Origin of the sequence: Thermomonas flagellata, assembly GCF_022419185.1 — a bacterium.
Classification (GTDB): Bacteria; Pseudomonadota; Gammaproteobacteria; order Xanthomonadales; family Xanthomonadaceae; genus Thermomonas; species Thermomonas flagellata.
The window spans coordinates 105,631-123,967 of sequence record NZ_JAJOZK010000010.1 but is presented as its reverse complement, the minus strand read 5'-3'; the positions used below and the strand labels follow the sequence as shown (position 1 = coordinate 123,967).

14 protein-coding genes and 1 pseudogene are annotated in these 18,337 nt (G+C 65.7%); 5 read left to right on the top strand and 10 right to left on the bottom strand.

What is annotated here, in order from left to right; all coding sequences use genetic code 11:
* Window positions 1-133 precede the first annotated feature (133 nt).
* A complete protein-coding gene (locus ML340_RS10375; RefSeq protein ID WP_240099350.1) occupies window positions 134-1,441 on the top strand; it encodes an ABC transporter ATP-binding protein in 1,308 nt (435 codons plus the stop codon).
* Between the two features lie 9 nt (window positions 1,442-1,450).
* On the opposite strand, the gene ML340_RS10370 is transcribed toward ML340_RS10375, so the two are convergent.
* The 8 genes and pseudogenes from ML340_RS10370 to ML340_RS10335 all read right to left on the bottom strand — a co-directional run bounded on the left by ML340_RS10370 (window position 1,451) and on the right by ML340_RS10335 (window position 12,518).
* Entirely contained in the window at window positions 1,451-2,116 is a 666-nt protein-coding gene (locus ML340_RS10370) for a response regulator transcription factor (protein WP_240099348.1), read from the bottom strand.
* Window positions 2,117-2,222: 106 nt separating this feature from the next.
* A pseudogene (locus tag ML340_RS10365) lies at window positions 2,223-2,429 on the bottom strand (integrase core domain-containing protein); the annotation flags it as partial.
* 611 nt (window positions 2,430-3,040) lie between these two features.
* Window positions 3,041-4,771 carry an RHS repeat domain-containing protein gene (locus ML340_RS10360; RefSeq protein WP_240099346.1) on the bottom strand — a complete coding sequence of 577 codons (1,731 nt, stop codon included), beginning with the start codon at window positions 4,769-4,771 and terminating at the stop codon, window positions 3,041-3,043.
* Between the two features lie 311 nt (window positions 4,772-5,082).
* A complete protein-coding gene (locus ML340_RS10355; RefSeq protein WP_240099344.1) occupies window positions 5,083-5,436 on the bottom strand; it encodes a hypothetical protein in 354 nt (117 codons plus the stop codon).
* Window positions 5,414-6,433: an RHS repeat domain-containing protein gene (locus tag ML340_RS10350; protein ID WP_425608313.1), complete on the bottom strand. Its 1,020-nt coding sequence runs from the start codon at window positions 6,431-6,433 to the stop codon at window positions 5,414-5,416. The genes ML340_RS10355 and ML340_RS10350 overlap by 23 nt, the downstream gene beginning before the upstream one ends.
* Window positions 6,434-6,582: 149 nt before the next feature.
* On the bottom strand, window positions 6,583-7,059 hold the full coding sequence (locus ML340_RS10345) for a hypothetical protein (RefSeq protein ID WP_240099342.1): 477 nt from the start codon (window positions 7,057-7,059) through the stop codon (window positions 6,583-6,585).
* The gene (locus tag ML340_RS10340; protein ID WP_240099341.1) at window positions 7,056-11,504 is read right to left on the bottom strand and encodes an RHS repeat-associated core domain-containing protein; all 4,449 of its coding nucleotides are present in this window, start codon (window positions 11,502-11,504) and stop codon (window positions 7,056-7,058) included. The genes ML340_RS10345 and ML340_RS10340 overlap by 4 nt, the downstream gene beginning before the upstream one ends.
* A 192-nt stretch (window positions 11,505-11,696) precedes the next feature.
* A complete protein-coding gene (locus ML340_RS10335; protein WP_240099339.1) occupies window positions 11,697-12,518 on the bottom strand; it encodes a 3-hydroxybutyrate dehydrogenase in 822 nt (273 codons plus the stop codon).
* A gap of 121 nt (window positions 12,519-12,639) precedes the next feature.
* Between ML340_RS10335 and ML340_RS10330 the strand changes: the two genes are divergently transcribed.
* The 4 genes from ML340_RS10330 (at window position 12,640) to ML340_RS10315 (ending at window position 17,076) form a co-directional block, all read left to right on the top strand.
* Window positions 12,640-14,442, top strand: coding sequence for a D-(-)-3-hydroxybutyrate oligomer hydrolase (locus ML340_RS10330; RefSeq protein ID WP_240099337.1), 1,803 nt, complete (start codon window positions 12,640-12,642; stop codon window positions 14,440-14,442).
* Window positions 14,443-14,509: 67 nt separating this feature from the next.
* Entirely contained in the window at window positions 14,510-15,562 is a 1,053-nt protein-coding gene (gene phaE, locus ML340_RS10325) for a class III poly(R)-hydroxyalkanoic acid synthase subunit PhaE (protein ID WP_240099335.1), read from the top strand.
* Window positions 15,559-16,626: a class III poly(R)-hydroxyalkanoic acid synthase subunit PhaC gene (gene phaC, locus ML340_RS10320; protein WP_240099333.1), complete on the top strand. Its 1,068-nt coding sequence runs from the start codon at window positions 15,559-15,561 to the stop codon at window positions 16,624-16,626. Before phaE ends, phaC begins: the two co-directional genes overlap by 4 nt.
* A 6-nt stretch (window positions 16,627-16,632) precedes the next feature.
* A complete protein-coding gene (locus tag ML340_RS10315) occupies window positions 16,633-17,076 on the top strand; it encodes a hypothetical protein (protein ID WP_240099331.1) in 444 nt (147 codons plus the stop codon).
* Window positions 17,077-17,348: 272 nt separating this feature from the next.
* Here the strand turns inward: ML340_RS10315 and ML340_RS10310 are convergent, their stop codons facing one another.
* Both ML340_RS10310 and ML340_RS10305 read right to left on the bottom strand, forming a co-directional pair.
* Window positions 17,349-17,801: a c-type cytochrome gene (locus tag ML340_RS10310; protein ID WP_240099329.1), complete on the bottom strand. Its 453-nt coding sequence runs from the start codon at window positions 17,799-17,801 to the stop codon at window positions 17,349-17,351.
* Complete coding sequence (locus ML340_RS10305; RefSeq protein ID WP_240099327.1) at window positions 17,798-18,193, bottom strand: c-type cytochrome; 396 nt, start codon at window positions 18,191-18,193, stop codon at window positions 17,798-17,800. The genes ML340_RS10310 and ML340_RS10305 overlap by 4 nt, the downstream gene beginning before the upstream one ends.
* Window positions 18,194-18,337 lie beyond the last annotated feature (144 nt).

Here is an 18,337-nt window from a genome sequence, read left to right as displayed (position 1 = left end):
GTTCGGGCTGCAAGAAAGGACGGTCCGGCACAGGCACCCAGTGCTCAGTCGCGGGCTTCATTCACTGGCCCAGAGGCCGCTCGGGCTGCCCGAGCCGGTCCGCGGGCTGAAAGATACAAGGGAGGAGACGACGATGCAGACGACCAATGCCGGGCAGCCGCTGGTGCGCGTGCGCGGGGTGGGGCAGGTGTACGGGCAGGGCAGCGCTGCGCTGACCGTGCTCGAGCAGGTGGATCTCACCCTCAATGCCGGTGAAGTGGTTGGCCTGCTGGGGCGCTCGGGCTCCGGCAAATCCACCCTGCTGCGCGCGATCGCCGGCCTGATCCGGCCGACCTCAGGGCGCATCGAGTTCGCCGGCGCGCCGCGCCAGGCCGACGGTGCCGACATCGCGTTGGTGTTCCAGAGCTTCGCCCTGTTCCCGTGGCTGACCGTGCTCGGCAACGTCGAGGTCGGTCTGGAGGCGCGCGGGATGCCGGCGGCCGAGCGGCGCCGGCGCGCGCTCGCCGCGATCGACCTGATCGGCCTGGACGGCTACGAGGCGGCCTATCCGAAGGAACTCTCCGGCGGCATGCGCCAGCGGGTCGGGCTGGCGCGCGCGCTGGTCGTGCATCCGCGCGTGCTGCTGATGGACGAGCCGTTCTCCGCGCTGGACGTGCTCACCGCCGAGACCCTGCGCACCGACCTGCTCGATTTGTGGTCGGAAGGCAAGATGCCGATCGAGTCGATCCTGCTGGTCACCCACAACATCGAGGAAGCGGTGCTGATGTGCGACCGCATCGTGATCTTCGGCTCCAACCCGGGGCGGGTGGTCGGCGAGGTGCAGGTCGCGCTGCCGCAGCCGCGCAACCGCCTCGATCCGGCGTTCCGCGCCTTGGTCGAGGACATCTACGCGCGCATGACTCAGCGCAGCGAGCCGCCCGCGCGCGAGGGCGGCGCCGCCGCGCACGGCGGGATCGCGATGCCGCTGCGGCACGTCTCCAGCAACCTGCTGGCCGGCCTGATGGAGGCGGTGGCGGCCGCGCCCTACCACGGCAGGGCCGACCTGCCGCCGCTGGCGGCCGGCCTGCAGCTGGAGGTGGACGAGCTGTTCCCGGTGGCGGAGGCGCTGCAGCTGCTGCGCTTCGCCGAACTGGCCGGCGGCGACCTGCAGCTCACCCCGGCGGGGATGCGCTTCGTCGAAGCCGACACCGACGCGCGCAAGCAGCTGTTCGCCCAGCACCTGGCGCTGTACGTGCCGCTGGCCGCGCACATCCGCCGCGTGCTGGACGAGCGCGCCAGCCACCGCGCGCCGCGCAGCCGCTTCAGCGACGAACTGGAGGACAGCATGTCCGAGGAGTATGCCGCCGAGACCCTGCGCACCGTGATCAGCTGGGCACGCTACGCGGAGTACTTCGCCTACGACGAGGAAGCCGAGGTGTTCACCCTCGACAACCCGAGCTGAGGCGCAGGTTCAGTCCGTCACCCGCCGTGCCGGATCCGGCAGCGCCAGTTCGCGCAGCACCACCCCGGCCTGGGTGCGGTTGCGCACGCCCAGGCGCTCGAAGATCGCGGTCAGGTGCGCCTTCACCGTGCGCTCCTGCACCCCGAGGCGGTCGGCGATCTGCTTGTTCAGCAGGCCCTCGGCGACCAGGCTGAGCACCCGGAACTGCTGCGGCGACAGGCTGGCCAGGCGCGCGGCGAGGGCGGCGTCCTCCGGCGTGCTCGGGGCGTGCGCCACGCTCGCGCGCAGCGCCGGCGGCAGCCAGGTCTCGCAGGCCAGCACCGCGGTGATCGCCGCGCGCAGCTCGTCCAGCCCGGCGCTCTTGGGCAGGTAGCCGGCCGCGCCGTGGTCCAGCGCGCGCCGCACCACCCGCGGATCGTCGTTGGCCGACACCACGACCACCGCCACGCCCGGGAATTGCGCGCGGATCGCGGCCAGCCCGGCCAGCCCGTGGTTGCCCGGCATGTGCAGGTCCAGCAGCAACAGGTCCACCTGCGGCTGCGCCTCCAGCAGCGCCAGCGTCGCCTCCAGGGTCCCGGCCTCGAACAGCTCCACCTCGTCCAGCGCCTCGCGCGCCGCCTGCTTGAGCGCGGCGCGGAACAGCGGGTGGTCGTCGGCGATCAGCAGCGAGGGCATGGGCTTGCTATGTTTGAACCAGATCAGAACGATACAGTTCGAGGGGGCAGGTCAGCTGTTGCAGATGGGGTAATCCCCCCGCTTTTAGCGGACAGCAAAAGTGGAGCTAAGCGGAAAGTGCCAATTTCTGCATCGGGGTGATCCCGCCGAGCGCCATGTTCGGGCGCTCATGGTTGTAAGTCCATAGCCAGCGGGTGGCTTTGTCCTGCACCTGCTCGATTGAGTCGAACAGCGTCCGGGCAAGCCAAGCGTAGCGCACGGTGCGGTTGTAGCGTTCGACGTAAGCGTTCTGCTGCGGCTTGCCAGGCTGGATGTTGAACCGCCCCGGCTTTCCCGGAGGCTCCTTCCTTTGAGAGGATCGAGCGATGAGAAAGTCAGAGAACTACTCCCCCGAGACGCGTCGAGGTAGGCGCGGGTTTGCTCACCCTTGGCGTTGTATTGGTACTGCCGCAGCACGGTATTTCCCGTTTTTACCTGCGTCATGCGTCCCCGCGAACGACAAGACCCGCAGCAATGCAGGCCTTATGCGTTAGGAGCTCGATGAGTGGCTGCGACTTTATTTCGAACACTCAGGAAACTCCTTGGGTAGCGAAGAATCTTTGTGCAAATAAGAAAAGCAAACGTGATTGCATCCTCCTGCTACCCTTAGCGCATCCGGACTATTCAAGCATGTGACAAGGCAGTCATCTGCAGGCGAACAAGTCTTTCTTAGATGTTCGATCTGACATGCCTCCTTGCTTGTTAGCGTCCTCCTCGGAAAAGCCTTACAAGAATTGAACACATTGACATCGCCGACGTCTGGCGGCGGCGAGACAGGAACCGTTGCTACTTCCGATGCAACTACAGAAGGATTCTCCTTCCCTTCTTCTTGAGCACATCCAGCAGCAGAGATGAAGAGAAGAATAGCTATGACATCAAGCCACTTCATAGTCGCCCACCTTGTTCATCGACATTTTGCGCGCAAGAGACACAGCTCAAGGTTTCCTTTCTAACCTGGTTCTCCCCCATATCCATACGCGCCTGATGGGTTGCCTCATGGAAAATCACTCCCTTCAAGCATCCGCATTTGCCAGGATTAAGGATTTCAGAAGCCTTGGGGGCTTGCAAGAGCGGCGGGTAGAAATACGCGACGCCATTCACCAGTGTTTGCGCACAAGGGAAGGTGTTGTCGCAACTGAAGGTCATTGTTGCAACATTCCTTATGGCGTCATGAGCTAGCGCGAAATCACAGTTTCCCTTTTCGCATCCTTTTAGCGCCGCGCCGGCTTTGCTGGAAATTTCGTTCGATAGCTCTGTAATCGCTCGAAGTATTGATATCCGCATTTGCGCATCACATGTAGGGCCAAAAGCAATCAGGCCCTTTTGGTCGATCTTGCGAAGGGGGTCAACTCCCACATAGCCATATGTCGAAACCCCTGCTCTCAACCCAATCGGATCGCTCTGCACATAGCGCCCGGTGCTTGGGTCGTAATCGCGGAAATAGTTGTAATTCAACCCCGTTGCGCTGTCATAGCGCTGCCCCGGTAACCGCAGATCGAAAGCGAAATTGACGCCATCCCCATCTGGATCCTGGTTCGGCGGAGTCGCCCCGAACGCCTCGCCCGCCAGCTTCCACTCCCAAATCGCCACGTTGCGCTGGCCGTCGATGATGACGCGCGGGGTGCCGAGGTGGTCCGGTTCGATGTAATGCAGCCGCTGGCTTGTGCCTGATCCCTGCAGCACGCCCACCGGCAGGTCACCGAACCAGAGGATTTGCTGCTTTGGGGCGCCGTTGGCGTCATATTCGCCCAGCAGGTGGCCGGCTTCGTCATGGACGAAATAGGTGCTGTCCGCGTCGAGGTAGGCGCGGGTTTGCTCACCCTTGGCGTTGTATTGGTACTGCCGCAGCACGGTATTGCCCGCCTTTGCCTGCGTCATGCGCCCGCTGGCATCATAGCCGAACTGGCGGGCGCTGCCGCCGATCGTTGTGGTATTGCCGGCGGCATCGTAGGTGCGGTTGATGCCGCCCACGCGGCTCAAGCGGTGGCTGTCGCTGGGGTAGCTGTAGGCCGTGGTGTTGCCGGCATTGGTCAAGGCTGTGCGGTTGCCGGTGGCGTCGTAGGCGTAGGTCTCGATCGGGGTGCCGGTGGGGCCGTCCATCACCTGGGTGAGACGGTTCAAACCGTCGTAGCCGTATCGGGCCAGGGGGATGTTCTGGGTGGCCTGTTGGAGGGCGGTCAGGTTGCCCGCTGCATCAAAGCCGTAGCGCAGCGACAGGCCGCCGGCGTCGGCATCCCAGATCACGTCCGGCTGATAGTTGCGATTGAGATTGCGCAGCAGGATGCGGCCGTTGCCGTACTGCCAGCCGGTGGCCGGCCCGAAGGGAGCATAGGTGATGCCGGAGATGACAGCCTGACGCACGCCGCCGGTCGGGGTAACGCCTAGTTCCAGCACCTGGCCGTTGGCGTCGTACACGGCATCCAGCACTGCGCCATCGGGGTAGGTGAGGGTGGCAAGGCGGCCTGCACTGTCATGGCCGTAAGCTGTCACGAAGGTCTTGCCGTTGGTGGTCTGCACTTTGCGCATCAGGTCGCCGAAGCGGTTGTAGCAGTAGCGGGTGCTGCCACTGGGGTCGTTGAACCCGGACAGCCGCCCCTTGTTGAAGCGCTCTTCCATCGGACAGACAGCGTCGTGAGCGGGTGATGATGACGAAAATCTGGCGCAGCGGACGTTCATTCAAATGGATATTTACTCTGGCCCTTTTTCGTTGAAGGAACTTGTTGTTGCATTTGCTTAGCCCCCATAAAGAAGTGCCCTTCGGCCTCAATAGGGGCCAGAGTGAATTAGCGATTCAAACGGAAATTTACTCTGGCCCCTTTTCCCCAAACGCGTCAGCGGCTAAAAGAAGAAGCCTCACAAACGACAAGGCCCGCAGCGATGCGGGCCTTGGGCGTTATGCGATCGGGCAGTGAACTCCAGCCTCTTAGTTACATTCCATCTATAGCGCGGACCAAAACACCAGACTCGTCATAAATATAAATTTTCTCGTCGCCAATCCTGCTGGCACATTTCCCATCTACTGCAAAAGTTCGAGTTGCCGCCACCGACCATCCTTGCTTTGTCTTGGCAACAGTAAAGTCACAGCCTCCGCCTGACTCCGCACAAAATTCCTTGGAGTCCACTTCAGTCTTCTTGACCACACTCAACGCATCCGCGCTAGCTTTCTCTGGATAAACTCGCCCACCGCAACGAACCGTTGTGGAAGAGCAACCCACAACCGCTGCCGCGAGAAGAAAGACAACCGCGCAACGCCAAAAACTATTCAGAGCCAGATAGTCCATTCGGATATGTCCCGTTGTAAACGGTTGGCAAAATTGTGTTGACAATGTCGTCAATTCGACCCTTGATCACTTTCTGGCACATGTCGCCTGTACATGCCCCATCTTTGGCCAATTTCGCCGCCAAACAACGTAGCTCAGCCGCGTATGCTCTGAACTCACTCGCGAGACGTTCTTGCCTATCAAAGCCAATGATGCCTTTGGGATATATGAAAGGCACCCAGCCCCAGTAACGGCAGACCCCGGGGTTTGATCGTGTTGCGTCTCTCGCATGACTTTGCTCATGCACAAGCAAACAATCGCCGATGCACTTCTGATCATAAGACGGCCATCGATCCCAATTAATGAAGGGTGTGGCGACGCCATCGTCACAATAGACCGTCCCATACGGTAGTTGTTGCCCAGGTCCGTAGGGCGGCAATCTGACAGCCGTTAATCCTTTCGGATCGAAAGCACCTGTCGGCATGTTCCTTGAATACGCGTAGGTGCTTGGCCCGCCACCCAACCCAACCGGATCACTCTGCGTGTAGCGACCTGTTCCCGGCTCGTAGCCGTCGCGGAAGTAGTTGTAATTCAACCCCGTGGCTTGATCGTATCGTTGGCCCGGGAACCGCAGATCGAATGCGAAATTGACGCCATCCCCATCTGGATCCTGGTTCGGCGGAGACGCCCCGAATGCCTCACCAGTCAGCTTCCACTCCCAGATCGCCACGTTGCGCTGGCCGTCGATGATGACGCGCGGGGTGCCGAGGTGGTCCGGCTCGATGTAGTGCAACTGCTGGCTTGCGCCTGAGCCTTGCAGCACACCCACCGGCAGATCGCCAAACCACAGAATTTGCTGCGTCGGGCTGCCGTTGCTGTCATATTCGCCCAGCAGGTGCCCGGCTTCGTCGTACACAAAATACGCATTCTCTGCGCCGCGGTAGCTGCGGGTTTGCTCACCTTTGGCGTTGTATTGGTACTGCCGCAGCACCGTATTGCCCGCCTTTACTTGCGTCATGCGTCCGCTGGCATCATAGCCGAACTGGCGGGCGCTGCCGCCGATCTTTGTGGTATTGCCGGCGGCATCGAGCGACTCTTGCGCATGTCCGTCCTCTCTGGTTGACGGACTTTACTCAGGAATCCCTGGTGCGGCTGTAGGGGAGCAGCTCACTTGGTTTTCAGGTGTCCTTGGTTTTCCATGAAATAGGAACATGACTTAACCTCCGAAACAACTGGCATCACCAAGAATGGATCAGGAGCCGGATCAGAACCTATATACTCAACCAAACGAATCTCGCAACCATTCACATTTGGAGAGAAACTCATTTTTACAATCAAATAAGACACATGGAAAGTTGGCACAACACCATCCCGCGGGGAACCACCTCGCCTACTTGCCGCAATCCAATAAACATCTCTTATTGAGCCAGAGGTTTCAACCTTATCCGGAGTTCCAAGGACAACAGTCGCCTCAGATTCAGACTCCTTTCCGCTAAAATTGGAAAGCAATTCCCGCAGATCGTCGCGACGAAAATCAGTCCACTCCTGCCCCCCATGCGAAACAGCTTCACTCTGAGCGATCACCCCTTGGTGGCAACCACAGAAAAATAAGCACGCAAAAAAGACGACATATCCAGTACTCATCTCCACCTCTTGCACTTAAAGCAAGTTGATTCAACAAAATACTGCTTGTAGTGATAATTCTCCATGCCGGGAAACTGAAAATGCAGCACCTCATGCACAAGAATTGCCGGCAACCCGCAGAATCCTCCCGAGAAAGCTGCCGGCCCGATAATATGGGAATTTCCACCTATGTGGCGAGCCCCGACATCGTCAATGTTTTCACCTTTGTAGGTGGTCGGATCCCCCTTTATGTAAATAGCATCTTCCATCAATGCAATGAGGCTCCACTTATCGGCCTCCGTCAAGCAGTAGGCCTTCCTTTCGCCATTCGCTCCGCAATCAGTACACCCAGCACAAGACCTAATTGTCGTCACAGCATCATGGAAGGCTTTTTCAATCTTCTGGCGCTCAACCTTATTGAACCCAACAAACTGAACCAGTCCATTTCTATCAAATGAATCCAATGGCTGCCCGCTGACATAGCTGTAAGTAGATATCCCTCCATCCAACCCAATCGGATCGCTCTCCACGTAGCGCCCAGTGGCCGGGTCGTAATCGCGGAAGTAGTTGTAATTCAGCCCGGTGGCGGCATCGTACCGCTGCCCCGGGAACCGCAGATCAAAGGTGAATCTTGCGCCATCCTGATCCGGGTCTTCATTCGGCGGCGTCGCCCCGAACGCCTCGCCCGTCAGCTTCCATTCCCAGATCGCCACGTTGCGGGTGCCGTCGATGATGACCCTTGGCGTACCGAGATGATCCGGCTCGACATAGTGCAGTTGCTGGCTTGCGCCTGAGCCTTGCAGCACACCCACCGGCAGATCGCCAAACCACAGAATTTGCTGCGTCGGGCTGCCGTTGCTGTCATATTCGCCCAGCAGGTGCCCGGCTTCGTCGTACACAAAATACGCATTCTCTGCGCCGCGGTAGCTGCGGGTTTGCTCACCTTTGGCGTTGTATTGGTACTGCCGCAGCACCGTATTGCCCGCCTTTACTTGCGTCATGCGTCCGCTGGCATCATAGCCGAACTGGCGGGCGCTGCCGCCGATCTTTGTGGTATTGCCGGCGGCATCGTAGGTGCGGCTGATTCCGCCCACGCTGCGCAAGCGGTGGCTGTCGATGGGGTAGCTATAGGCAGTGGTGCTGCCGGCATTGGTCAAGGACGTACGGTTGCCGGTGGCATCAAAGGCGTAGGTTTCGATCGGCGTACCGGTTGGGCCGTCCATCACCTGCGTCAACCGGTTCAGGCTGTCGTAGCCGTATCGGGCCAGCGTGATGTTCTGGGCGGCCTGCTGGAGGATGGTCAGGTTGCCCGCTGCATCGAAGCGGTAGCGCAGCGACAAGCCGCCGGCGTCGGCATCCCAGATCACGTCCGGCTGATAGTTGCGATTGAGATTGCGCAGCAGAATGCGTCCATTGCCGTACTGCCAGCCGGTGGCCGGCCCGAAGGGGGCGTAGGTGATGCCGGAGATGACGGCCTGCCGTACGCCGCCGGTCGGGGTAACGCCCAGTTCCAGCACCTGGCCGTTGGCGTCGTACACGGCATCCAGCACTGCGCCATCGGGGTAGGTGAGGGTGGCAAGGCGGCCTGCGCTGTCATGACCATAAGCTGTCACGAAAGTCTTGCCATTGGTGGTCTGTACTTTGCGCGTCAGGTCGCCGAAGCGGTTGTAGCAGAGGCGGGTGCTGCCGCTGGGATCGTTGAAGCCGGACAGGCGCCCCTTGTTGAACCGCTCACCAACCGGGCAGACACTGGCGTTGGCGCTGTCGTAGAAGTACTTGCGGGTGGGGCCGGTGATCTGGGTGAGCCGGTTCAGTGCGTCGTAGCTGTAGGTCTGCGTCTTGCCGCGTGCATCGGTCTGGCTAATGCGGTTGCCGGCGCTGTCGTACGCGTATTGGGTGATGCCGGTGTCTGGGCTGCTCAATTGCAGCAGGTCACCCAGGCCGTTGTAGGTGTAGTCCGTGTGCAGGCCCTTCGGGTCGGTGACACGGGTCAGGTTGTCCTGTGCATCGTAGGTGAACTGCGTCTGCGCTTCGATGCCGCCCACGTCCTGCAAGGTGGCAACCAGCCGGTTCAATGGATCGTAGGCGTTGGCAGTCTGGCGGCCGAGGGCGTCGGTGGTGGACGTGGCGTTGCCGTTGGCATCGTAGGCGTAAACCGTTGTATGGCCGTAGGCATCGGCCTGCGATTGCAACCGGCCCAGATCGTTATACACCCGCGACAACTGCCGGGCCAGCGCACCATTGGGGTCGCGGGTGTCTTCCTTGATGCGATTGCCGGCGTTGTCCAGTGCGTAACGGATGCGGTTGCCGGCGCTGTCGTCGATCCCCGTGAGGCGTTGGGCTACATCGTAGTGATAGACGGTGTAACTGCCATCCGGCTGGGTGATGTGCTTCACCAGCCCGGTGGGCCAGTAGGTGATGCGGGTGATGCGGGATTCTGCCTCCGGGCTGCGCACCCTGCGCAGGGTCATGTGGCCGCGTGCGTCGTAGCGGAAATCGGTGATGACGCCGTTAGCGTCCTTCACCGACAGCGAGCGGCCTGCGCCATCGTAGGCCAGTATCTCGGTGACGTGGCCCAGCGCGTTCGTCACCTTCCACAGGTCACCCTTGCGGTGGGGGCAGGTGGTGGGTTCGGTTGCGCAGGCAGGATCATCGTCAGGATAGTAGGTATAGGCGGTGATATCGGCGATGTCGGTGCGGGGGCCATCGACGGACAGCAGCAAACCGATACGGGGGCAAATGCTGGCATCCACGTCGGGTTGTTCGCACCAAATGTTCGTGGTGATGCGGGTGGCGCCGGTGGCGGGATCGGTCTGGGTGGTCGTCAGGACTTGGCCACGGGCGTTGTAGGTCCAGTCGGTTTGGGCGATGCGGGTATTGCTGGCATCAAAAGTGCGGCGCTGGGTGGGCAGGCGCAGGCTGGGGTGCCAGTCGGTTTCAACCGTGCGCCGAGCCTGCGGGCTGTTGCCGGCTTCGACGCGGCGGGTTTCCAGCAGGCGGGCGTTGAAGTTCTGATCGGTCTGGTTGCCCGCAAAATCGGTACTGACATCCGGCATGCCATTGTTGTCGTAATTCCGATGCTGGGTGGTATTGGCGCAGCTGGAACAGGCAGCATCGAACCCGGCAAAGCGGGGAACGTGATACTGCACAGTGAAGGTGTAAGTGCGCGTTCGGCCTAGGCTGTCGGTAATCGTGCTGGTGCCGTCGCTATTGAATGCCAGCGTGGTGCGGTCGATGGTGCCGTCGGCATAGGCCCCATGCACGCTGAGCACACTGCGGCGACGGCGGTCATAGCCCCAACTGGCAGCGCGCTGGCCGCTTTCGTCGGTGATCCCGGTGAGTAGATGCGGCATCGAGATGCCGTCGGTCTGCCCGGCTTCGTTGTAGTGGTAGGTCCGGGTCGCTTGCTCCGCCTCGCCGCTGGCATAGGTCACGCTCACCAGATCGTCATTTAGATGGGCGTAGCGGATGACATGCCCGGCGGAATCGGTGACGCTGGTCAATAGATTGCCATCGTAAGCAAACACCAAACGCCGCCCCTCGGGGTCAGTGACGGTTTGCACGTAGGGTGATGTGCCGGTGGCGGTTGCATAGGACAGCGTTTGCGTCGCGCCGTCCCGTCGCGTAATCGAGATCAGCTTGCCCTCGCCGTCATAGGTTTCCACGGAATCGTCGGCGCGGGTATAGCGGGCCGAAAGCAGGGTATTGCCACTGATGACGGCGACCAGCCGTTCCGGCATGTCCGGATCGCCAGTGCAGGTACCACCGTTGCAGACGAAGCTCTGGATGGCCCCATTGGGGCGATAGGCGCGGATTCGATGGATCACAATACCATCGCTAATGGCCTGGAGCCGTGCCATGTACGTGTGCGTCCACCCAACACCCAGCGGCACCGGCATGTTGTCGAACAGGGTACGGCTGCTGTTGTAGGTGCGCTCCAGATGCAGCGGGAAGCTGCCGGAGCCGATGTAGTCGGTTTCGACCTGGCGCTTGTTGCCGGTGGCGCTATCAATGGGGTTACTGCCGTTACCGCCGGCAGGAAGGCAGTTATTGTCGCATTTGGGGAGACCGCAACGTCCGCTGTTAGGGTCTTCGCTGCCGGCCGGGCTGCAAGCTACAAGCGGATATTTGCGCCATAGATCGTGATTGCCGAACATATCCCGGTAGATGCAATCCACCAGGCCCCAAGCATCGTAAGCAGCCACTTGATGGCACACCGGCTCACGCGTAGGCGGGAGCTCATAGCCAGGCTCATTCCAGTGAGTATTCCTGTTGTATGCGGCGTTTCTGGCCGCGGTTTCGGCCTCTTCCATGGACGCACACCAGACCGAACCATCGGCACCAATGGCGTCGGTGTGACAGTTGGTGAAATCAGGCGTCTGCGCCTGCGCGGCCGGCGCGTGGCAGGCCAACAACACCAGCAGGACTACACCGCCCTGCAACAAAGACTTCAGCAACTTGGCCATGCCTTCCCCTTGGCGCGAAAGCAGCGTCCTTGCATGGTGCGGCCTGCGCTGTACGGCGGAGGCTGCAGTGATGGATTACTGCGTCGTTCACGCAATCTGGCGTGTCCCCCGTCGAGCTGCAGCGGTGCTGACTTTAGCATTCGGCTGAATGTGGCGGTGAACCACGCACCGGATCAGCCGGCACGATGCAGCTCACTGCGCCGTCCAGCCGCCATCCACCGGCAGCGCGGTGCCGGTGATGTTGTGGGCTTCGCGCCGGCACAGGAACACCGCCAGCGCGGCGATCTCCTCCGGCAGGGTCATGCGCAGGCTGGGCTGCTTCTCGGCCAGCAGCGCGCGCACGCCATCCTCGCGCGAGCCGCCGTGCATGCGCGCTTCGATCTGCGGCTCGATCAGCGGAGTTTCCACCCAGCCCGGGCAGATGCAGTTGACGGTGATGCCGCCGGACTCGCGGCTGCCCTGCGCCGCGTATTCCAGCGCGGCGACCTTGCTGAGGCCGACGATGCCGAACTTGCTGGCCACGTAGGGCGCTTTGTCCTTCGATGCCACCAGTCCGTGCACCGAGGCGATGTTGACCACTCGCCCGTAGCCGCGCGCGGCCATCGCCGGCAGCGCCGCGCGCATGGTGTGGAAGGCCGACGACAGGTTGATGGCGATGATGTCGTTCCACTTCTGTACCGGCATCTCGTGCAGCGGCACCGCGTGCTGGATGCCGGCGTTGTTGACCAGCACGTCCACGCCGCCGTTCGACCAGGCGGCGAGATCGCGCATCATCGCCGCGATGGCGTCGGGGTCGCGCAGGTCGGCGCCGAAGTGGCGCACGTGCGCGGGCCCGGCGCCGCCGCCCGCGGCTTCGACCTCGGCGACCGCTGCCGCGATCTGCTCGGGCGTGCCCAGGCCGTTGATCGCCACCCGGGCGCCGGCCGCGGCCAGCGCCTTGGCGATCGCCAGGCCGATGCCGGAGGTGCTGCCGGTGACGAGGGCGGAGCGACCGCGCAGGAAGGGATCGGACATGGCGGGGTTCTCGCGGGTGGGGGTCGGCATACGCTAGCAGCCGCTGCTGGCCGCCGGCATGACCGCGCGCTGGTACCAAAGTACGATGCGGCCGAGCGCATCCCCGGCTAAGGTCCGCCGCATGCCCATTGCCAGCCCGCGCCCGTTGCTTGCCGCCGCCGCGCTGCTACTGGCCGGCTGCGCCGCGCTGCCGGCCGCGCGCGCGCCTTCCGCCCAGGAGCTTGCGATGTTCCAGCCGCTGCAGGCCAGCCTCCACCGCGACCACGACGACCTGCTCACCGCGGGGCTGGGCCTGGAGGGCCTGCGCAATCCGCTGCCGCCGGCGTTCGCGGACCCGGCGCATCCGACCGCGGCCGAGCTGCGCCGGCGCGCGATCTGGTCGAACTGGCGCGGGATCGCCGATCTCGCGCCGGGCGGCGGCTACGACGAGGTGTACGGCAGCACCGCGGCGGTGCCGGGGCGCGAGTTCAGCGCCTATGCCCGGCTGCCCGGCGCGACCCAGCCGCACCGGGTGCTGGTGCAACTGCCGGATCATTTCGATCCGCGCAAGCGCTGCGTGGTGGTGAGCGCGTCCTCGGGGTCGCGCGGCATCTACGGCGCGATCGCGGTGGCCGGGGCCTGGGGTCTGCCGCGCGGCTGCGCGGTGGCCTATACCGACAAGGGCGCCGGCAGCGACTATTTCGACCTGGATGCCGGGCAGGGCGTCGCGCTGGATGGCCGCGTTACCGCCGCGGGGGGCGATGCCGCGCTGGCCTTCACGCCGGAACCGGCCGCCGGCCACGGCGTGGCCTTCAAGCATGCGCACTCGCTGGACAATCCCGAGGCCGACTGGGGCCGCCACCTCAAGCAGGCGGCGCAGTTCGCGCTGGCAGTGCTGGATGCGCAGTACCCGCAGCAGGCGCCGTTCACCTTCGCCAACACCCGCGTGATCGCCGTCGGCATCTCCAACGGCGGCGGCGCGGTGCTACGCGCGGCGGAAGACCCGGAGCCGTGGCTGGACGCCGCGGTCGCCGGCGAGCCCAACGTCTACGTGGACGGCCACGGCGGCCGCGCGCTGTACGACTATGCGACCGAGGCCGCGTTGCTGATGCCGTGCGCGCTGCCGGCGCTGGGCCTGCCGCCGCTGCCGGGCGTGGAGGCGCGCTGTGCGGCGCTGGCCGCGGCCGGCCTCCTATCCGGCACCACCCTGCTGGCGCAGCAGCAGGATGCGCTGGCGCGCCTGCGCGCCGCCGGCTGGAGCGACGCCGCGCTGCGCGCCGGGGCCACCAGCACCGGCTTCGACCTGTGGCGCGCGGTGGCGGTGGCCTATGCCTCGGCCTACGGACGCTATCCGCACGGTGCGCATCCCTGCGGCTACCGCTACGCCGCGCTCGGCGCCGACCTCGCGCCGCGCCCGGCCACCGCCGCCGAGCGCGCCGCCTGGTGGGCCGATGCCAGCGGCATCCCGCCCGGGGCGGGCGTGGCCATCGTCGATCCGCAGCCGCCGGTCGATCTCGGCCTGACCGGCCTGCGCTGCCTGCGCGGGCTGTGGACGGGCGAGGGCGCGGACGCGCGGCGCGTGCGCCAGGGCATCGCCGACACCCGCGCCGCGCCGCCGCGCGCGGGCCTGCCGATGGTCGTTGTGCACGGCGAGGACGACGGGCTGATCCCGCCCGCGTTCTCCAGCGCGCCTTACGTGGCGATGGCGCGCGCCGCCGGGCGCGACGTGCGCCACTGGCAGGTCGCGCACGTGCAGCACTTCGATGCGTTCCTCGGCCTGCCGGGCCTGCGCGCGTTCTACGTGCCGCTGCTGCCCTATGTCTATGCGGCGCTGGACCGGGTCGACGCCGCGCTCGACGCGCGCGCGCCGCTGCCGGCGGATGCGCGCATCGCGCCGCGCCCGGCCGCGGTGCTCGACGCCGAGGCGCTGGCGATCCCGCGCTGAGCGCGGCGGCCGCGTCATGGCGGCGTCTCCCCCGCGTTGCTAGCATGCCGCCGACAGCGGAGGAGCCATGGCCCAGGACACGCAGGATTTCGCGGCGCTCGCACGCCGGTATTGGGAGGCGTGGGGCGAGGCCTTGCGCGGCGCGGCGCCGCCGGCGCCCACGGCCGGCGACGGATTTGCCGGCCTGCTGCAGCAGTGGCAGCGCCAGCTCGCCGGGCTCGGCTGGCAGGATCCGTTCGCCAGCACCGCGCACGCTGCGGCCCAGGGCGGGGACTGGCTGGCGCGCATGCAGCAGGTGGCCGCGCAGTTCGCCGGCCGCGATCCGGGCGCCGACGAGGTGGCCGCGGCTTGGCGGCGCGCGCTCGGCGATCCCATGCGCGAGCTGCTGCAAGGCATGCGCGGGCCCGGGCTGGCCGACTGGCAGGGCTGGAACGAGGCGCTGGCGCCGTGGCTGCAGGGCCTGGGCCGCGAGGCGCAGGCATGGCTGGCGCTGCCGGCGTTCGGCTTCACCCGCGAGCACCAGGAGCGGCTGCAGGCGCTGGCGCGCGCCCAGCTGCAGTGGCAGGACGCGCTGCGGGCCTGGCAGGGGCTGCTCGGGCAGGCTTCGGAGGACGCGTTCGCGCGGTTCGAGGCCAAGCTGCGCGAGCACGCGGCGCCCGGCCGCCAGCTGACCCGCGCGCGCGAGCTGTTCGACCTGTGGGTGGATGCCGCGGAGGAGGCCTATGCGCAGATGGCGCTCTCGCCCGAGTACCGCGACGCCTACGGCGCGCTGGTGAACGCGCAGATGGAGCTGCGCAGCCGCGCGCAGGCGATCGCGGAGGCGCAGGCCAACCTGCTCGGGCTGCCGACCCGCACCGAACTGGACGCCGCGCACCGCAAGATCGCCGAGTTGCAGCGCGCCGTGCGGGCGCTGCAGGCGCAGCGGGGGGAGGCGGCGACGCCCACCGCGGCACCGACTGCGTCATCTCGCCGTGCGCCATCCTCGCCGTCCGCGCAGGCCGAGCCTGCGCCGGCCAAGCCGCGCAAGGTGGCCAAGGCGGCCCCGGCGGCCAAGCCGAAGCGTCCGGCGCGGGCGCCTGTGCCCACCGCCTCCCGTCGCCGTCGGAGCCCGCGCGCATGACCGGCCCGCTCGCTATCACCCCCGAATCCCTGGCCGCCGAGGCGCTGCAGCTGCAGCGCAAGCTGCAGGCCGGGCTGTCCACCCTGCGCGACCTCGGCGACGTGCACGTGGGCGCGACCCCGCGAGTGCCGGTCTGGCGGTGCGACAAGACCGTGCTCTACCGCTACCGCGGCGAGCGGCCGCCGACCGCGCGGGTGCCGATCCTGATCGCGTACGCGCTGGTCAACCGCCCGTACATGGTGGACCTGCAGGAGGACCGCTCGCTGGTGAAGGGCCTGCTGGCGCGCGGCGAGGACGTCTACATCCTCGACTGGGGCTACCCGGACCGCTCCGACCGCTTCCTCACCCTCGAGGACTACGTCGAGCGCTACCTCGGCGGTGCCCTGGAGTACCTGTGCCGCGCGCACGGCCTGCCGGCGGTCAATCTGCTCGGCATCTGCCAGGGCGGGGTGTTCTCGCTGTGCCAGGCTGCGCTGCATCCGGAACGGGTGCAGAACCTGATCACCATGGTCACCCCGGTGGACTTCCACACCGCGGACAACATGCTGTCCAACTGGAACCGCCGGATCGACGTGGACCGGCTGGTCGACACCCTGGGCAACATCCCGGCCGACCTGATGAACCTGACCTACCTGATGCTCAAGCCGTGGCGGCTGTTCGCGCAGAAGTACGTCGGCCTGCTCGACCTGCTGGACGACCGCAAGGCGCTGCAGGACTTCCTGCGCATGGAGCAGTGGATCTTCGATTCGCCCGACCAGGCCGGCGAGGCGTTCCGCGAGTTCGACCGCCAGTTCTTCCAGGACAATGCGTTCGTCGCCGGCAGCGCCCGCATCGGCGAGGCCGCGGTCGACCTCGGCATGGTCGGCATGCCGGTGCTCAACATCTACGCCGAGCAGGACCACCTGGTGCCGCCGGACGCCTCGCGCGCGCTGCGCCGGCTGGTCGGCAGCGAGGACTACACCGAGCTGTCCTTCCCCGGTGGGCACATCGGCATCTACGTGTCCGGGCGCGCCCAGAGCCTGGTGCCGCAGACCATCCACGACTGGCTGGCCGCGCGCGGCTGAGGCGGCATGCGCCGGGCGCACGCGCCGCTGCGGCTGCTGGGCATGCTGTGGACGCTGCCCAACAGCCTGCTCGGGCTGCTGGCGGGGCTGGCGGCGCTGCCGTTCGGGGCGCGGCCCTACCTGCTGCGGCGCGAGCCCGCGCTGGCCTTCGCGCGCATGCCGTGGGGGCCGGGCGGGGCGCTGACCCTGGGCAACGTGATCCTGCACACCGGCGACGGCCTGGACGTGGCCTGCCGCACCTATGCCTGCCACGCCGGGCTGTCCGCGGATCCGCCGATCCGCCTGCGCGACCACGAGCGCGCGCACGTGTGGCAGGCGATGCTGCTGGGGCCGTTGTTCCTGCCGCTGTATTTCCTGTGCGGCGGCATCCACGTGCGCAACCGCTTCGAGCGCGCGGCCGACCGCTATGCCCTGACCGGCCGCGGCTGGTGGCCGTGGCCGCGCCCGTGAGCAGGGCGGACGCCGCCGGCGACAGGCCGACGTGCACAGAGATCCGGCCCGCCGTGCCGTGCCAGTCCGCCTGTTCGCGGGTTTAGCAAATCGCTAACCCGTCCCTAACTCATCCCTAATCCGAAGGCTGCCAGGGTACGCGCGTCCGGGAACAATTCCGCCGGACGGCGCGAAAATCGCCCGGACCTGGACCCGGCCGCCGACAGGCACCCGCCTGCGCGACCGGGTCTTTTCGCATGGGCCGGCGGTAGGCGGGCGATCGCCCCGCGCCGTCAGTTCGCGTCGTGCAGGTCGTGCAGCTTGCCCGGCACGCTGGCGAAGTAGGCGGCCACGTCGGCGATCTGCTGGTCGGTCAGGTTGGCCGCCTGGCTGGCCATGATCGCGGCATTGCCGCCGCTGCGCGCGCCGGAGCGGTAGGCGACCAGCGCGTGCGCGAGGTAGTCGGCGTACTGGCCGCCGAGCTTGGGGTAGGTGTCCACGATCGGCGCGTTGCCTTCCTCGCCGTGGCAGGAGGTGCAACTCGCGCCGCCCGCGCCCTGGGTCGCGATCAGCTTGCCGGCGGCGGCGTCGCCGGCCGGCAGGCCGGCGGAGGACGAGGTGTGCGGCGCGGCGGCCGCTTCGGCGGCGGCCTCGGCCGGGGTTTCGTGCTTGGCGCAGGCGGTCAGGGCCAGCAGGGCCGCGGCGAGGACGAGGGACTGACGGGTCTGGGTCATGGCGCGGCTCACTTGATGCTGGACAGGTAGGCGGCGATGTCGGCGATGTCCTGCTCGGAGAAGCTCTGCGCCTGCGCCTGCATGGTCGGGTGCTTGCGGTTGCCGCTGCGGTATTCGTTGAGCGCCGCGCTCAGGTAGGCCGCCGACTGCCCGCCGATCTTCGGTACGTGGTAGCTCGGATAGGCGTTCTTGTAGCCGGGGATGCCGTGGCAGCCCTTGCAGGTGTAGACCAGGCCCTTGCCGCGCATCGGGTCGCCCTTGAGTTCGCCGGGCGCGGCGTCGGCGGCGGGGGCGGCCTGCGCGTCCGTGGCCGGGGCAGCGGGGGCGGCGGCGTCCTGCGCGGTCACCGCGAACGCGGCGAGGGCCAGGCTGAGGCTGGCGGCGATCGGCAACAGTAGCTTCATGGATGAACGGTCCGTCCTGTCAGGGGCTTGAGGGGAGTGCCGCGAACGACACGCATTTGGCCGAGTATATCGGCCCCGTCCGCCGCTGCGGGAATCCACGCGTGCCGCGGGCGCGCGCGGCATCGGCGAGTCCAAGCATCGTCT

What these genes read in the sequence shown, in the direction of transcription:
- ML340_RS10375 (WP_240099350.1), top strand. Translation starts at nt 134, where the DNA reads ATGCAGACGACCAATGCCGGGCAGCCGCTGGTGCGCGTGCGCGGGGTG.
- ML340_RS10370 (WP_240099348.1), bottom strand. Translation starts at nt 2,116, where the DNA reads ATGCCCTCGCTGCTGATCGCCGACGACCACCCGCTGTTCCGCGCCGCG.
- ML340_RS10360 (WP_240099346.1), bottom strand. Translation starts at nt 4,771, where the DNA reads ATGGAAGAGCGCTTCAACAAGGGGCGGCTGTCCGGGTTCAACGACCCC.
- ML340_RS10355 (WP_240099344.1), bottom strand. Translation starts at nt 5,436, where the DNA reads ATGGACTATCTGGCTCTGAATAGTTTTTGGCGTTGCGCGGTTGTCTTT.
- ML340_RS10350 (WP_425608313.1), bottom strand. Translation starts at nt 6,433, where the DNA reads ATGACGCAAGTAAAGGCGGGCAATACGGTGCTGCGGCAGTACCAATAC.
- ML340_RS10345 (WP_240099342.1), bottom strand. Translation starts at nt 7,059, where the DNA reads ATGAGTACTGGATATGTCGTCTTTTTTGCGTGCTTATTTTTCTGTGGT.
- ML340_RS10340 (WP_240099341.1), bottom strand. Translation starts at nt 11,504, where the DNA reads ATGGCCAAGTTGCTGAAGTCTTTGTTGCAGGGCGGTGTAGTCCTGCTG.
- ML340_RS10335 (WP_240099339.1), bottom strand. Translation starts at nt 12,518, where the DNA reads ATGTCCGATCCCTTCCTGCGCGGTCGCTCCGCCCTCGTCACCGGCAGC.
- ML340_RS10330 (WP_240099337.1), top strand. Translation starts at nt 12,640, where the DNA reads ATGCCCATTGCCAGCCCGCGCCCGTTGCTTGCCGCCGCCGCGCTGCTA.
- phaE (WP_240099335.1), top strand. Translation starts at nt 14,510, where the DNA reads ATGGCCCAGGACACGCAGGATTTCGCGGCGCTCGCACGCCGGTATTGG.
- phaC (WP_240099333.1), top strand. Translation starts at nt 15,559, where the DNA reads ATGACCGGCCCGCTCGCTATCACCCCCGAATCCCTGGCCGCCGAGGCG.
- ML340_RS10315 (WP_240099331.1), top strand. Translation starts at nt 16,633, where the DNA reads ATGCGCCGGGCGCACGCGCCGCTGCGGCTGCTGGGCATGCTGTGGACG.
- ML340_RS10305 (WP_240099327.1), bottom strand. Translation starts at nt 18,193, where the DNA reads ATGAAGCTACTGTTGCCGATCGCCGCCAGCCTCAGCCTGGCCCTCGCC.